Here is a 15,144-nt window from a genome sequence, read left to right as displayed (position 1 = left end):
ATTGAGAAGGTCCGCGACGTGGTGGGCCTGTACCTGGATCCGCCCGAGCGCGCCATCGTGCTCTGCGTCGACGAGAAGTCCCAGATACAGGCGCTGGACCGCTCGGCCCCGGTGCTGCCGATGATGCGCGGCATGCCCGAGCGCCGCACCCACGACTACCTGCGCGGCGGCGTCACCACCTTGTTCGCGGCGCTCAACGCCGCCACGGGCGAGGTCATCGGCTCCCTGCACCGCCGCCACCGTGCCGTCGATGCTGGCTTCGCCGGCAAGCCGACCAGCGGATACGTCGCACCGGTGCACATCAGCACCGCCGCCAACAGCGGCGGCGCCCTGTCCTGGGACGCCGAGGGCTACCGCGCGTCCTACCGCAGGATCTGGGACAAGTAGCCGCGCCGCGGCTGCCGATCGCCTCGGGCCGGCCCGCCATCGCGCTCCACGGGTGGTTCCACCGCTCGCGGCGCTCGGTCGCGGCCACGGCCGGACGCTCACGTCGACGCCAGCGCCTCCGTAGGGGGAAGGCGTGCCGCGCGGACCGAGGGATAGACACCGGCCGCCATGCCGATCAGCACGGCGCCGAGGCAGCCGCCCGTGAGCGAGAGCAGAGGGATCACCGTCGGCCAGCCCTGGTAGGCCGCGTAGCCGACGTTCGCGAGGACGCCGAACAGGGCTCCTGCGATGGCGCCGAGCAGCGACAGCGCCACGGACTCGGTGAGGAACTGGATGCGTATCTGACCGCGGGTCGCGCCCAGCGCCCGGCGGAGCCCGATGTCCCTCCGGCGCTCCAGGACCGAGATGACCATGGTGTTGGCCACGCCGATTCCGCCGACCAGCAGGGCGACACCGGCCAGGCCCAGGAAGAGGGAGGAGAAGGTGTTCTGCGTGGCGCGCTTGGCCGCCAGGGCGTCGGACGGGCGGCTGACCTGGACCTGTCCGGGCTGCTCGGGGAACACGGTGGCGGGGAGTACGCTCCGTACGTCCTCCAGATGGGCCTCACGTGCCTTGACGTAGATCACCGTGGGGTTTCCCCCGAAGCGCAGTGTCTTCTTGGCGGCCGGCCATCCCGTCAGTACGGCGTTGTCGAGATCGTTGGCCAGCGGTATGGAATGCAGGACGCCGATCACGGTGAACCACGACTTGTTGATCTGTATCTGTGGAGCCGGGCCGTTCTCGGGGATTTCCCCGATGCCGAGGCTGCTGGCGGCCCGGTAGCCCAGTACGGCCGTGGGGAACTGCTCATCGGCGGCGCTGAAGAACCTTCCCGAGAAGACTTTTCCGCCCACCACGCTCAGCAGGTCGCGTCGGGCCGCGAGCACGCTGAGTCCGGTACCGGAATAGTCGTCATCACCGATGCGGTCGGACCGCTGGACCGCGGCATGGGTGTTGGCCACCGCGCTCGCCTCGGTGACCGGTTGGATGCGGCGCACCATGGCGACCGATTCCTCGGGCAGCCTGACCGGCGGTCCCTGCTGTCCCGGATACGGCTGCACCCGCAGCATGTTGGACCCCAGCGCCGAGATCTCGTCCATCAGCGCCCGTTGACTGGAGGCCGGGATTCCCGTCACCACCACCATCGTGGCGACGCCGATCGAGATGCCGAGCGCCGACAGCGCGGCGCGCATCTTGCGGGTGCGCAGGCCGAGGAGCCCCAGGCCCAACAGGTCGAGAAAGGCGAGACGTACCGGCTTGATCTTGTCTTCGGCACGCCGGGAAGAGCGCCGCAGCGCGGGGCGGGACGGCTTGACGGGGGCGGTCATGACGGGCGGCTTCCGGTCAGTGCGGTGTCCGCGACCAGGCGACCGTCACGCATCTGAACCCTGCGTGGCAACTGGTCGGCGATGTCACGGTCGTGGGTGATGAGCGCGATCGTGGTGCCCGCCGCGTTGAGTTCGGTCAACAGGGCGAGCGCCGCGGCGCCGTTGGCGGTGTCGAGTGCGCCGGTCGGCTCGTCGGCGAGGACCAGAGCCGGCTCATGGACGACCGCGCGGGCTATGGCGACCCGTTGGCGCTCCCCTCCGGAGAGCTGCCCCGGCAGATGGCCGGCCCGGCGGGCAAGTCCGACCCGGGCCAGGGCCTCCTCGGCCAGTTTCTTGCGGTACTTCCTGGGCACACCGGCGTACAGCAGGCCGGTCGCCACGTTCTCCGCCGCGGTGAGTCCGTCCGTCAGGTGGAAGTGCTGGAAGACGAAACCCAGGCGCCTCCCGCGCAGGGCGGACAGCTGGCGGTCGGACAACTCCGCCACGTCCTGCCCCTCGATGACCACGCTGCCGCTGGTGGGCGAGGCCAGCGTGCCCATGATGTTGAGCAGCGTGGACTTGCCGGAGCCGGAAGGGCCGACGATGGCCAGCAGTTCGCCCTGCGAGACGGACAGGGAGACCCGGTCGAGGGCTCTCACCTCGGGGGGATAGATCACGCTCGCCTCGTGCACGCTGATCACGTCGGTCATGCCGTGGTTTCCACCTTCATGCCCTCGCTGACGCCCTGGCCGCTGATCTCGACCAGTCCCCCGGCGAACATGCCCGTGTCGACGGGGACGAGCCTGCCGCCGGAGAGCCGGACCGCGTACCCTCCCTCGCGCAGGGCGAGCAGGGCGCCGACCGGGACGGCGAGTACGCCCTTCTTGGACTCCCCCTGGAACTGGGCCTGCACGGGAGCGGAGTCGATGCTCTTCACGGCCTTCGGGTCGTCCAGCAACACGGTGACGTTGGTCTTGGTCTGCCCGGTGCTGCCCGACTCGTCCTGCTCTCCCTGGACGATGGTGCTGATCGCGTCGACCCGGCCCGCGGCGGTGGACTGGTCGGGCAGCACCACGGTGACCTTTTGGCCCGACTTGATGGACCCGATGTCGAGCGACTCCACCGGCACGGTCACGGACTTGGTGGTGGAGGTCACCGTCATCAGGTCCCGCGACGCGTCGTCCCCGGGCTGGGCGAGGACGTCGGAGATCCGCACCGCCGACTTCGTCACGACCACGTCGGAGAAGTCGAGGATGCCGGTCGGATCGATGCCCACGGCCTTCTGCCAGCGCTCGATCGCGGACATCAGGGACCTGGTGAGCACCCCGTCGCCCTCCCTGACCGTGGACTGCGTCGGACTTGGGCTCGCTGCCCCCTCCTGTGACGCATCGGTTGACTTGCCGGCTTTGCCGTCCGGAGCGGAGGACGGGCCGGCCGAGGACGGGCCGCCCGGGGGCGTGGTCTCCCCCTGCCCAGGGCCCGTTGGCACGGGCGCGGGGGCGCCCGCGGGGGCCTCCTGCCGGACGACCGTGCCCGGCGCGGGCTGTGTACCGATGCCGTAGCCGAGAGCCTTGAGGTTGTCGGCGACGACCCGTATGTCACGGCCGACGGTGCCGGGGGTGTCGAGCCTGCGGTACAGGGGTGTGCTGCCGTAGAAGACCACGGCGGGACGCTCGTCGACGCGGTACAGCTCCTGGCCGCGTTTGACCGTCGCCCCCCGGTTGGCAAGCCACGTCACCCGTCCTTCGCCGGCACTGCGGATCGTGCGCGCGGAGTCGTAGCCGAGCGTGCCCTGCATCTCTCTGCTGCCCGACAGATCCGTTTTCACCACGGCGATCTGTTTGACCTTCGGGCCGGCCTCGGGTGCGGAGGCGCTCCCGCCCCGGCCGGCCCACAGCAGCCCGGCGCCCGTTCCCCCCGCGAGCAGCACGGCGACGACGGCGAGATACAGGGCCTTCTTCTTCCGCCGGCCCGCCGTCGGCGTGCGCGGATCTGCCTCTTCCTGGACCGTCACCCGCAGGGGCATGGTGTCCGCGACGTCGCGCTCATTTATCACTGAACGCCTCTATCATGCATTCCTGGTCGATCTGCCCCTCATTTTTGGGCGGAATCGCACCGGGCTTGTAGTTCCAGCCGCCTCCGTCAGGAAGGGGGTTCACCTTGAGGCCTCTGCGGTTGTTGCACTCGATCCACTCGGTGTAATCGGCCATGTAGTCGGGGTTTTTCTTCGGGTCCGTCTCCGGGGGTGGCAGCGGCCTCTTTCCGAGACATGCCTTTTCCACATCCGGGCGCTCTTTGGCCACATCCATACTGGGAAACCACAGTGTTCCGGGATCGGCTTCCGGCATCTTGTTCCCCGGCCCTGAAATGGGCACTCCGTGATCCTTGAGGCAGCGCAGATAGCCCTGGAACATGCGTATTTTCTCGAGTTCTGTAGTGTCCAGCCGAATCTGGGGGCGGCCGGACTCGGAATCGTCGGCCGCCGGACTCTTCGGCGCACCGCCCTTTCCGCCTCCACCGGATTCCGGGACGGAGACGACTCCGTCGTCCTTGCTCTCGGCGTCTCCCCCGGAGGAGCAGCCGGTGATCAGTGTCACCGCCAGCACGGCGCAGGTGAGGAACAAGATCTTCTTGGCCGGACGGTCCTGACCGGGGGCAGGGAGGCCTGAGTTCTTTCGCATGCCTGGAAGCGTGCCAAGGCAATGTCAGAAAGGTGTCAACACTTCTCCCCGCCGGACCACTTCATGCGATTGTCAAGAAGTTGTCAGAGAACCGAGTCAAATGTTCCGCCGTTCACCTGACGCTCCGCAGGCTTATCATCGGGCCATGTCCGCATACGTGCTGGTGGCCGAAGACGACGAGAAACAGGCAGAACTGATCCGTCGTTACCTGGTGCACGACGGCCATGCCGTAACCGTGGTGCACGACGGTCCGACAGTCCTCGAGGAAGCCACCCGGCGGCCACCCGACCTGCTCGTTCTCGACTGGATGCTGCCCGGTCTGGACGGGCTTGAGATATGCCGCCGGATACGCGGCACGGGCGATATGCCCATTCTGATGCTCACCGCCCGCTCCGCCGAGGACGATCTGCTCCTTGGCCTGCACATCGGGGCGGACGACTACATGACCAAGCCGTACCGGCCGCGCGAACTGGTGGCCCGCATCCGGACCCTGCTGCGGCGCACCCGGCAGCCGGAGCGTACGGAGGAAGTGCTCCTGAAGGCCGGACCGCTGACCGTGGCCCCGGACCGACACGAGGTGTCCGTCCACGGCCGCCCGGTGAACTGCACCCCCGGCGAGTTCCGCCTGCTCTGCACGTTGGCGGCCGAACCCGACCGGGTCTTCACCCGGGCTCAGCTGCTGCACTGCATCACCGGTCACGGCCGGGCCGTCACCGAACGCACCGTGGACATGCACATATTGAACCTGCGGAAGAAGATCGAGACCTCGCCGCGCAGACCGGAGTTGCTGCTGACCGTGCACGGCATCGGATACAAGCTGTCCCGAGGCCGCAGTGGTGTCTGAAGTCCCGCTCCGCAACAGCCTGTTGGTCCGGCTGCTGATCACCTCCGTGCTGATCTCCCTGGTGTCCATCGGAGCCACGGCCTGGCTGACGGTACGCGGCACCACCGTCGCCATCGAGCAGGAGCGGGGCCAGGATCTCGCGGACGACGCCACCATCCAGGAGACGCTGGAGGGCTTCGCCGCGACGCACCGGAACTGGAACGGTGTCGAGCGCACCGTCCGGGATCTCTCCCGGAAGACGGGGCGCACCATCATCCTGACCACGCGGGCGCGTCAGGTCATCGCCGCGTCGCAGCGGTCGGCCGCGGAACGGCTGCCCGTCAACGAGAGCGCAGTGATCGATCCGCTGCACGTCGCTCCGTCCACGGATCAGGCTGTCGGCCAGGCGGAGCAGGCCTCCCGCATCGACCCACGCGCCGTCGGCCCCTACCGCCTGCCCGCCGAGGAGCGGGCGAAGCTGCTACGGGTCGCCCGCGATGAGGTCAGCTGCATCTACGGCCGGACGGGAATGCGCCCGCACATCGTCGAGGAGGCCAGTGGCAGACCTGCCCTGCGCAATCTCAGGGGCTCGGGGGACTTCATCCCGGCCTGCGCGACCAAGCTCCTGCTCCTCCCCACCCCGACCGAGGCCGCGGCCCTCGCCGAACTCGCCGGACTCGTCCGCGGCTGCGCCGAGCGCAACCACCTACGCCTGCCCGAAGCACTGACCATCACGGTGGACTTCCGGGCGGTAGGCGACGACTCCGCGGAGGGTTCCGCCGCTGTGGACGACTGTGTGGAGGAAGGCCGGCGGGAGCAGTTGGCGGCGTATGTCGCCCCCGCGGCCCTCCTGTTCGTCACCAGCCCGCCCCGCACGGCCACCGCCGTCTTCGACCTGTCACCGGCCGGCACCCTCAGGGTCCTGGCCACCACCGGTCTGGTCCTGGCCGGGACCATCGCCGTGACCGCCGTCATCGCGATCAGGCTGGTGCGTCCGCTGCGCGCGCTGACCAACGCGGCCCGCTCCCCCTCGGGCCGGGACCTCCGTATCCCCGTCACCGCCAAGGACGAGACCGGCTATCTGGCCGCCGCCCTCAACGACCTGTCGGAACGCCGCGAACGCACCGACCAGCAGCGCCGGGTCATGGTCAACGACATCGCCCACGAACTCCGCACGCCCCTCACCAACATCCGCGGCTGGCTGGACGCGGCACAGGACGGCCTGGCCGAGACCGACGCGGCGCTCATCACCTCGCTCCAGGAGGAGGCGGAGCTCCTCCAGCACATCGTGGACGACCTCCAGGTGCTCGCCGCCGCCGACGCCGGCACCCTGCGCCTGAGTCCACAGGAGCTGGACCTCCGTGAGCTGATGGAGCAGACCATGAGCGCGCATCGGGCGACCGCACACGCCGGCGGTGTCGAGACCGCCGTCCACGCCCCGGACGGCCTCTGGATCCACGCCGACCCGGTCCGCCTCCGCCAGGTCCTGGGCAACCTCCTGTCCAACGCGATACGCCATACCCCGCCCAACGGCCGCGTCACCCTCAGCGCCCGCCGCGTGGCAGGCGCCGTCGCCATCGAGGTGAAGGACACGGGCAGCGGCATCGGCCAGGAGGACCTGCCCCGGGTGTTCGACCGCTTCTGGCGGGCCGAACAGTCCCGCAACAGGCGGACGGGAGGCAGCGGGCTGGGGCTGTCCATCGTCAGACAGCTGGTGCGGGCACACGGCGGAGATGTCTCCGTGGCGAGCCGGCCGCATGTGGAGACGGTGTTCCAGGTGCGGTTGCCCTGCTGAACCGTGCGTTCTTATGCGCGCTGCCGGGCGCGCTCGCGTGTTCCGGTGAGGAGGATTCCGATCGCGAAGACGAGAGCCAGGGCGAGGAAGGTGAGACCCATGACGTCCTGGAGGCCGCTTGCCAGCCCGTTGTAGCCGACGTCCACGCCGATCGTCACGGAGCACAGGCCCGCGAGAACAGCCGCCCAGCCCAGCCAGCCGGCGACCCTGCGACTGGCCAGGAGCGCGGCTCCGAAGAGGAGGAAGGCCAGCCCCAGGAAGACGCGGAAGTAGCTCTGCAGTCCCCATTCCAGCCAGCGCACGGTCTCGGCGTTCGCATAGCGGATCCGCTTCTCCATGCCTGACGCGCTCTGCCACGCCTCGGCGGCTTGCTGCAACCCCACGCCGTCCAGCCCCTGCAACACGGCCCACGCGGCGGCGGTCGCGACGGTCGCGGCGGCCGCGAGCGAAGGGAGCGGAGCCAAACCGTCGGTGCGACGCAGAACGCGGTAAAGCAGCAACAAGCCGCTCAGTGCGAGGACGACGCCGACGAACTGACCGAGATGGACCGCGACCCATGGACTGCTGTCCGCGTACTCGGTGAACACCGCCCGGTGGTCGTCCTCGTCTCCGGAAGGGTGGAAGGCGGTCGAGATGATGTTGACGAGGAAGCCTCCGAGCATGAGCCCGCCGGCGATCGTCAGCCCGCCCCGCGGTGAGTCGGCCGCAGCCGTCCCCTTGTCGAAGGGGGTGTCCGAACTCATGGCAGACCCAGTCCTCTCGATCTCGTCGACCGACACGCTTGACGATCTCCAGACGCAGTCGTCGGCGCAGACCGAGCGTCAGGGGAGCCGCGGCCACCGTATTTCGCGTCGGGTCCCGCTGGGACCGCCGCCGTCGCGCCACTCACCCGAAGGAGGTCTGACCACCGCCGATTGCACGCCCCGGCCTTTGACGGGTGGGCCGTGGTCCCTGGTCCCTGGTGCGGTGACGCGAAGGCGCCGCGTGTTGCGCAAACTCCGTCGTATGCCGTCCAGGTCGGCGACGAGGTCACGGTCGTCGTCACCGAGATCGACCGAGAGCGACGCAGGCTGGCCATCTGCCGATGACAAGCCTCATCCGAGCACCAGTGACCCTTCCGTGTCCCTCCACCGTTGTCAGTTCTCATCGACATTTCCGAGCCGTTTGATCGCTCAGCGTTGCCCACGACCATCGACAAACGTTGCCTGCCACGCCTTCAGCCCTCGGGCGTCGGCAAGGCGAGTGCGGTCGTCCCCGATCTCGGCGAGCACCCGGGCGCCGACCTGCACGCCGAGGCCGGGGAAGCTGATGATGATCTCAGCGTCCGGGTGCTGGGGGAAAGCCTCTTCGACCGGCTTCCGGTGATGGCGGTTCAGTGACGCTCGGCGGGGTCTGGCCGCACCCCGGCCAGAGTGACCGTGACGAGCCGGTGGACCGCCGCCTTTGACGGCAGGTCACCGGCCGCGCCGAGGGCGTGGATGCAGTAACTCGCGAGTTCGCCCGGCCCGATGTCCTTCCGGACGTCACCTGTTCGCGTGCCTTCGGTGAGCAAGTCCTCGACCATGCCGTGGAGTTGCCGCTGTGCCTGAGTGACCTGCTGATCCCGGTGCAGGGACGCCGCCGGCCCGCTGTTGTGGTGCCGCCGGGACTCGTGGGAGATGAGGGCGAACGCCAGCAGCACGGCCTTCAGTCGTGCACCGGCGCCCTCGGCCTGGTCCCGGACCTCGGCCAGCCGGTCGAGGTGATGGCTGATCTGGCGCTCGTGCCAGGCGAGCAGGATCGACTCGACGTCCGGAAAGTACTTGTACAGCGTCGCGCGACCGATCCCGGAGTCCTTGGCGATCCGCGACATCGTCACGGACGTCAGCCCGTGCTCGGCGACCAGGGTCGCGGTGGTGTCCAGTACCGCTGCGCGTACTGCGGCTCGGTGAGCGTCGATCGTCTCGTTCCACAGCTTGGGCACGGCCCCAGCATACGATCCGGCGATGTCGTGACACTATGGATTGACATAGACAGGTTGTCTCGATAAAGGTATCGGCGAAGGTATCAATGAAGCTGTGGCTGTCAGGGGACTCGAGAGGAACGACATGCCAACCGTCGAAGCCCGCGTCGAGACCGATCGCCCCAGCCGGTATCTGGTCCAGCTCTGCAAGCACTTCTCCAACAAGGGCCGCCATCTGGGCCACCGGCCACGCGCGCACGGGAGTGGTGACGAGCGGGCGTTCCGGGACATGCGGGCTGTGGCGGCACAGGCACAGGTCGAATGGTCCGACACCGACGGGCAGGTCGACCTTCCTTGGGGCCGGGTCACCCTACGGGCCGCTCCCGGCGCACTGACACTGCGTGTGGAAGCCGTCGGCGACGAGGATCTGAGGAGATTGCAGGACGTCGTCGCCGGTCATGTCGAACGGTTCGGCCGACGTGACGGGTTGCAGGTGAGCTGGCAGCGACCGGGGCCGACCGCGGGTTCCGCCGAGTCCGTCGGTGCGACCGAAGTGCCTGGAGGAGGAGCGGTGTCACACCGCAAGCAGCTCCGGGTGGTCGGTCTCGTAGGTGTCATTGCGGTCGTTCTCGCCGTGCATCTCGGATTGGCCGGTGCCGTCGTGGCGAACTGGCAGTGGACCGGCTGGGCCGTCGCCGGAGTCCTGATGGTCATCCTGGTGAAGGCCACGGTCCTGGGCCGGTACGCCATCCGTCGTGCGCGAGCCACGAAGAACCGCTGAGCATCCACGAAGAACCGCTGAGCACCGCCGAGCGTTGCTGAGCGCCGCCGAGCGTTGCTGGACGCACCGCGGCACTGCGGTCATGCAGCACTGCCGCCATGCGGCACTGCGGTGGAGAGGTGCAGGTACGGGTGTGCGTCGGCTCAATGGCCGCCGCTCGACTCGACCTCGAGCCGCTTGGTGAAGGTTCTGCCGCCGTCCTTCGATTCGTAGACCCCGCTCTGCGTGGCGATCAGGACGTGCTCGGCGCCGACGGCCGTGAGCGCCTGGGGCTGACCGCCCGGCACCGTGGCCGCCTTCTTCCACGTGCTGCCACCGTCGGCACTGCGCTGCAGCCCGCCGGTCGGGTCGATTCCGTACAGCGCGTCCTTCGCCGACCAGGAGAGAAAGGCCATCACCGGTCGCTCGGCCGCGGCGAAGGTCTTTCCGCCGTCGGTGCTCCGAGTCACGCCTTGTTCCGTGGTGGCGAGTACGAGTTCCGGGTCCTCGGGGCTGACCGCGATGTCGAGCGCCCCCAGCGTCGCTCCGTCCTTCCACTTGCTGCCGTCCTTGCTGGTGCGCAGTCGGCCATTGGTGGAGTCGTAGCCGTAGACGGTGCCGTGCACATACTCCAGCGCGTGAAAGTCGGACTCTCCGGACAGGGACAGTGACTTCCAGGTCCGGCCGGTGTCCGTGCTCTTGATCAGCCCCTTGTTGCCGGGGCCGCCGTCCCCGTTGGTGGGATGTCCACTCGCGAGGAACGTGTTCTTCTCGGCCACCGTGAAGCCCATGAAGTCGTCCTTGCTGCCGCCCACCAGCTTCGGCCGGCCCTTGGCGTCAGGGGTGTAGACACCTTCGTGTGTCGCGACGTACAGGCGCTGGTCGGAGGGGTCAAGGCCGAGGCCGTGTATGTGGCTCACGGTGACGCCGGAGCCCGATCCGGAGGCAGCTGCGGACCCGTCCGTGTCGTTGTCGCTGCCGGAGCAGGCGGTCAGGGCGAGGCTGAGGGTGACCGCGGTGGCTGCCGCGGCGGCAAGGCGCTGGTTCATGGATCCTCGGGAGGGAAGGAGGGGGCGGCCGCCCGGGCTGAGCGGCGCGAGCGCGGCACAGCCCGGACAGTCGGCATGGGAGGCGGCCTGGACGGCCGGTACACGGCGGAGTTTGAAGTGCGCCGCATGCGGCGGGGCTCAGAGCCGGTCGAGGATGCCCTGGAACTGCTTGACCTCGGCCGACTGCCCCTTGACGATCTCACCGGCCATCTTCATGGCATCGGCGTTCTTGCCGTTCTTCTGCTCTTCCTTGGCCGCGCTGATGGCACCGTTGTGGTGCTCGATCATCATCTCGGCGAACATCTTGTCGAACTCGGTGCCCTTCATGGCCTGGAGTTCCTTCATGTCCGCGTCGGACATCATCCCGCCGCCGCCGTGGTCCATGCCGGGCATGGACTCCATCGCGGTCGGCTGCTTCCAGGACCCCAGCCAGCCCTTCATCGTCTTGATCTCCGGGTCCTGGGCCTCCTCGACCTTCCCGGCGATGTCCTTGACCTCCGCGTCGGAGGCCCGCCCGTCGGCCAGCCGGGCCATCTCCAGGGCCTGCTCGTGGTGCGGGATCATCATCTGCGCGAAGGCGACATCCGCGTCGTTGAAGCTCGCGGATCCGGCTCCACCCTCGGCGGTCGCCGACGCCGAGCTGTTGCCGCTGCCGTGGTCCATGCCGCTCATGTCGTCACCGTTGCCGCCGCACGCGGCGAGGAACAGGGCGCCGGCGGTGACGGCGCCCACGGTGGCGATGCGGCGGGCAGCCTTGCGGCGCAGGGCACTGGTGAGGGAAGTGGGAGTCATGGTGGATTCACCTCAGGTGTCGGTTCTCGTGGCTGTTCTGGCGTACGCAAGGCCGCGGGACCGCGCGTGTGCGCGCCCGCGAGAGCGGTTCGGCCTACAGCCGCAGAACTGACAACCGGGAGAGGTCGGGTACGCGAGGCGGAGGATTGGTCCGCGGTACGGCGGCGACCTGCGCCAGGAGCCTCGCGAGCCACTCCTGGTGGCGGGCGAACGCCGACTTGAGGATCGTGGCGAGCACCCACGCGCCGAACAGGACCGCGACACACAGCGTGACCATGTCCATGGGCATGATGGGCTGATGGGTGGCCGCCGAGTCAGCCGAGGCCGCCGGATCCGTTGCGTGGCCACCCATGTCCGTCCCGGCGGGCGTGCTCATGGGGACATGACCCGGGGCGGAGCCCGTTGGCGCCGTCGCGTGGGACGCGGCGCTCATCGCGGATCCGGACGGCTCGCTGGGATGCCCCACGCTGTGCATCGCGAAGACGCCCAGGGCGAGCACCGCGACGAGCAACAGGTGCCCGAGGGCGCCGCCTGCGCGTAGGTACCGGCTCGCCATCACTCGAATCCCGTCACTGGTTCGCTGCGAAGCCGCCTCCCCGGTCCCGACCGTACCCAGGGGTGTCGATCCGGCCGTGCGGAGGCGTGCGTTCGCCATCCTACTAAGCTGATTGGCGCTGTCGGTCGGGGGCTGACGCATGGGTACCTCGGCGTCGTCGGGTTGCTGAGGCGGCGGAGCCGGACGGGTACCCAGGCTCCACTTACTGTCATCGGGGTCCGCCGCGGACGCACTCGCCCGGACATCCCGTATATGACGGGTCGTCACCGAGCTTGTTGCTGAGATGAGTTGCCAGGGCCTGGAGCAGAGCGGCGGCCGTCATCCTCACCACCGGGTGCCCGGCCGCCCGCCGTAGAGCGCCTTTCTGCAATGGTGCACGCACGATCAGAAGCCTTCCTCGTCGGTCTGCGTGAGCCGCGGACCTGCCGGTACGGGCCGACGGTCCGCCGGATCCGGTGGGGATCCGGCGGGCCGCCGGTGTCGACATCGCCGCCTCACGGTCAGGCAGTTCATGGCTCAGACCCCGACCTGCTCGCCCGGCGCCTCGTGCTCGGGCTGCTCCTGGCGGGCGGCGGCCGCCGCTGACTTGTCGGTGCGCATCAGCAGAAGCGTGCTGAGCCCGCCGATCGCGGCGATGACCGCGGCGGCGGTGAACGCCGCGCTGAAGCCGTCCGTCAGCGCGGCCAGATCACCGAGCCGGCCTGCGCCTTGTGATGTGGCCAGGGCGGTGAGTGCGGCCAGGCCGAGCGCGGAGCCGATCTGGTAGGTGGTGTTGACGATGCCGGAGGCCAGGCCGGCCTGTTCCCGCGGTGCTCCGGCCATGGCCGCCATCATCGCCGGGATGTAGGCCAGCGACATGCCCAGCGCCGCCACCAGCGAGGCGGGCAGTACGTCGACCAGGAAGGAGCCGCTCGGCTCCACGGCCGACAGCCACACCAGTCCGAGAGCGAGGACGAGGAGTCCTCCGCCGATGAGCGGCTTGGCGCCGACGCGGGCCAGCAGGCGCGCGGTGATCGCGGTCATGAAGACCATGAGCAACACGGTCATCGGCAGCAGCGCGGCACCCGAGGCGAACGCCCCGTACCCGAGTACCTGCTGGAGGTAGAGGTTGAGGAAGTACCACATCGGGATCCATGCGGCCCCCAGCAGGGTCATGGCCCAGTTGGCGGAGCCGAGCCGTGGCACGCGCCAGATGCCGAGCGGCATCAGCGGCTCCCGTACGGACTTCTGGATGGCGAAGAAGACGACCAACAGGGCTCCGGCGCCGAGGAGTTCCAGCACGGTCCGGGTGGATGCCCAGCCGGTGTCCGGGGCGCGTACGACGGCGAAGACGGCGAGAGCGAGGCCCGCGGTGACCGCGGCGGCGCCCAGCACGTCGATGGCGCCGCGGCGCGGGGCGACCGTCGGCAGCAGCCCGGTGGCCGCGAGCGTGGCGAGGCCGATGGGGATGTAGATGATGAACACCCAGGGCCAGCTGAGCCATTCGGTGAAGACGCCGCCGAGGAAGACTCCCGCGGTGCCGCCCGCGGGGGCGGCGGCTCCGTAGAGGGCCATGGCCTTGCCGAGTTCCCTCGGGTCGTGTGCGAACAGTGTCATCAGCAGGGTCATCGCGGCGGGGGCGATGAGTGCGCCGCCGACGCCCTGTACGGCGCGGCCGGCGACCTCCACCCATGCTGTCTGCGCGGCGGCGGCGATGACCGATCCGCCGATCAGCACGGTCCAGCCGGCGGTGAAGACGCGGCGGGCGCCGAGGAGGTCGGAGAGGCGTCCGCCGAGGAGCAGCAGGCCGCCGAAGGCGATGACGTAGGCGTTGAAGACCCACTGCAGCTCGCCCTGCGAGAAGCCGAGGTCTTTCTGCATCTGGGGGAGTGCGACCCCGATGATCGAGGTGTCCATGATCACCATGAACTGGGCGGTGGCGAGCACGGCGAGTGCCCACCAGCGCCGGGGATTGACGGTTGGCATTGCCTTCCCCTTTACGATCCGAGTCCATATACCCCTGGGGGGTATCTCTGAGGCGGGAAGGTAACATACCCGTGGGGGGTATGCAAGGTTGGCTGGGGCGGGTGGGCGAGGCACTGGAGCGGGTATCCGAGGCAATGGTGCGCGGTGGCCGCGAGTGGGCCGAGTAGGTCACCTGGCCCGCCACCGGAAGGCGACGGGAAGGGGGGTCAGTCGCCCTCGAAGGCGACCTCACCGCGGAGATAGCGCGTCGGGGAAGTGCCGACCGTGCGGCGGAAGGCCGTGAGGAACGCGCTCGGTGTCGCGTACCCCACGGTCCGCGCGACCCGGGAGACGGGTTGGCCCTCGGCGAGGAGGGGCAGGGCGGCCCTGAGTCGCATATGGGTGCGCCAGCGGTCGAAGCTCATGCCCGTGTCCTGTGCGAACAGCCGTGTAAGGGTGCGTCGGCTCACTCCGACGGCCCGCGCGTACGCGTCGAGGCTTCGCGGGTCCGCGGGGTCGGCGAGCAGCATGTCGGTCACGGCGCGAACGCGTTCGTCGACGGCCGGCGGCACGTCGATGGGTGTGGCGGGCAAGGGGCGCAGCAGGTCCATCACGACCGCCTCGGCTCGAAGCCGCGCCTCGTCGGCCAGTTCCTCCCGGTCGAGGTAGGCGATCAGGTGGGCCAGCAGCCCGTCGACGCGGACGGCGGTGGGTTCCGTCCAGTCCAGAGGACACCGGTCGGGTTCGAAGTAGAGACTGCACAGCACCGCATCGCGGGTCGCGCCGGTCCGGTGGACGACCCCGGCCGGCAACCACAGTGCCCGGGTCGGCGGGAGGACCCAGTAGGTGTCGTCGACGGCGACGCCGAGCACACCGCGTCGGGTCCACGCCAGTTGGTGCTGCGGGTGCCGGTGCGGCGGGATCCACTGTCCCGCCGCCAGGCAATGCCGTTGTTTGAGTTAGTGAAGCATCACCGGTTTCAAGGTGATGACCTTGGCCGGGACCCGGCGGGTGGGTCCGTGCTGCCGTTTCTTGACCGACGGCGAGTACTTTGAGTCCGGGCGCTTGA

The 15,144-nt window shown here is 69.2% G+C and carries 14 protein-coding genes and 2 pseudogenes; 4 read left to right on the top strand and 12 right to left on the bottom strand.

The genetic code is table 11. The annotated features are described in order from the left end of the window. Positions 1-252 (top strand): annotated as a pseudogene (locus EF387_RS45560) (IS630 family transposase); the annotation flags it as partial. Between the two features lie 233 nt (positions 253-485). On the opposite strand, the gene EF387_RS45555 reads toward EF387_RS45560, so the two are convergent. The 4 genes from EF387_RS45555 to EF387_RS45540 are packed head-to-tail and all read right to left on the bottom strand — an operon-like array spanning position 486 to position 4,414. Next, entirely contained in the window at positions 486-1,754 is a 1,269-nt protein-coding gene (locus EF387_RS45555; protein ID WP_128382459.1) for an ABC transporter permease, read from the bottom strand. Then, complete coding sequence (locus EF387_RS45550; protein ID WP_128382458.1) at positions 1,751-2,443, bottom strand: ABC transporter ATP-binding protein; 693 nt, start codon at positions 2,441-2,443, stop codon at positions 1,751-1,753. Before EF387_RS45550 ends, EF387_RS45555 begins: the two co-directional genes overlap by 4 nt. Continuing rightward, the gene (locus EF387_RS45545; RefSeq protein ID WP_128382457.1) at positions 2,440-3,789 is read right to left on the bottom strand and encodes a peptidoglycan-binding protein; all 1,350 of its coding nucleotides are present in this window, start codon (positions 3,787-3,789) and stop codon (positions 2,440-2,442) included. Before EF387_RS45545 ends, EF387_RS45550 begins: the two co-directional genes overlap by 4 nt. Continuing rightward, positions 3,779-4,414 (bottom strand): hypothetical protein, encoded by a 636-nt coding sequence (locus EF387_RS45540; RefSeq protein ID WP_128382456.1) that lies wholly within the window; start codon positions 4,412-4,414, stop codon positions 3,779-3,781. Before EF387_RS45540 ends, EF387_RS45545 begins: the two co-directional genes overlap by 11 nt. 145 nt (positions 4,415-4,559) lie before the next feature. Here EF387_RS45540 and EF387_RS45535 point away from each other — a divergent pair, with 145 nt between their 5' ends. Together EF387_RS45535 and EF387_RS45530 are read left to right on the top strand one after the other, a co-directional pair. Then, positions 4,560-5,258 carry a response regulator transcription factor gene (locus EF387_RS45535; protein ID WP_128382455.1) on the top strand — a complete coding sequence of 233 codons (699 nt, stop codon included), beginning with the start codon at positions 4,560-4,562 and terminating at the stop codon, positions 5,256-5,258. Then, positions 5,248-7,032, top strand: a complete 1,785-nt coding sequence (locus EF387_RS45530) for a sensor histidine kinase (RefSeq protein WP_128382454.1) — start codon at positions 5,248-5,250, stop codon at positions 7,030-7,032. The genes EF387_RS45535 and EF387_RS45530 overlap by 11 nt, the downstream gene beginning before the upstream one ends. Positions 7,033-7,043: 11 nt before the next feature. Here EF387_RS45530 and EF387_RS45525 read toward each other — a convergent pair whose 3' ends face one another. The 3 genes and pseudogenes from EF387_RS45525 to EF387_RS45510 all read right to left on the bottom strand — a co-directional run bounded on the left by EF387_RS45525 (position 7,044) and on the right by EF387_RS45510 (position 8,995). Next, positions 7,044-7,775, bottom strand: coding sequence for a hypothetical protein (locus EF387_RS45525; RefSeq protein ID WP_128382453.1), 732 nt, complete (start codon positions 7,773-7,775; stop codon positions 7,044-7,046). A 465-nt stretch (positions 7,776-8,240) separates the two neighbouring features. Further along, a pseudogene (locus EF387_RS50345) lies at positions 8,241-8,390 on the bottom strand (transposase); the annotation flags it as partial. A gap of 14 nt (positions 8,391-8,404) precedes the next feature. Continuing rightward, positions 8,405-8,995, bottom strand: a complete 591-nt coding sequence (locus EF387_RS45510; RefSeq protein WP_128382451.1) for a TetR/AcrR family transcriptional regulator — start codon at positions 8,993-8,995, stop codon at positions 8,405-8,407. Positions 8,996-9,119: 124 nt separating this feature from the next. On the opposite strand from EF387_RS45510, the gene EF387_RS45505 reads away from it, so the two are divergent. Then, positions 9,120-9,755 (top strand): DUF2218 domain-containing protein, encoded by a 636-nt coding sequence (locus EF387_RS45505; protein ID WP_128382450.1) that lies wholly within the window; start codon positions 9,120-9,122, stop codon positions 9,753-9,755. 143 nt (positions 9,756-9,898) lie between these two features. Here the strand turns inward: EF387_RS45505 and EF387_RS45500 are convergent, their stop codons facing one another. From EF387_RS45500 to EF387_RS45480, 5 genes are all read right to left on the bottom strand, one after another. Then, positions 9,899-10,783, bottom strand: a complete 885-nt coding sequence (locus tag EF387_RS45500; RefSeq protein WP_128382449.1) for a F510_1955 family glycosylhydrolase — start codon at positions 10,781-10,783, stop codon at positions 9,899-9,901. Positions 10,784-10,921: 138 nt separating this feature from the next. Then, positions 10,922-11,575: a DUF305 domain-containing protein gene (locus tag EF387_RS45495; protein ID WP_128382448.1), complete on the bottom strand. Its 654-nt coding sequence runs from the start codon at positions 11,573-11,575 to the stop codon at positions 10,922-10,924. Between the two features lie 94 nt (positions 11,576-11,669). After that, positions 11,670-12,131: a DUF6153 family protein gene (locus tag EF387_RS45490; protein WP_238432083.1), complete on the bottom strand. Its 462-nt coding sequence runs from the start codon at positions 12,129-12,131 to the stop codon at positions 11,670-11,672. Positions 12,132-12,647: 516 nt separating this feature from the next. Beyond that, positions 12,648-14,096, bottom strand: coding sequence for an MFS transporter (locus tag EF387_RS45485; protein WP_128382447.1), 1,449 nt, complete (start codon positions 14,094-14,096; stop codon positions 12,648-12,650). A 206-nt stretch (positions 14,097-14,302) separates the two neighbouring features. Next, positions 14,303-15,016, bottom strand: coding sequence for an AraC family transcriptional regulator (locus tag EF387_RS45480; protein WP_128382446.1), 714 nt, complete (start codon positions 15,014-15,016; stop codon positions 14,303-14,305). Positions 15,017-15,144: the final 128 nt, after the last annotated feature.

The sequence above is a fragment of the Streptomyces cavernae genome (genome assembly GCF_004023625.1).
Taxonomy (GTDB): Bacteria; Actinomycetota; Actinomycetes; order Streptomycetales; family Streptomycetaceae; genus Streptomyces; species Streptomyces cavernae.
This window is presented reverse-complemented; position numbering and strand designations above follow the sequence as displayed.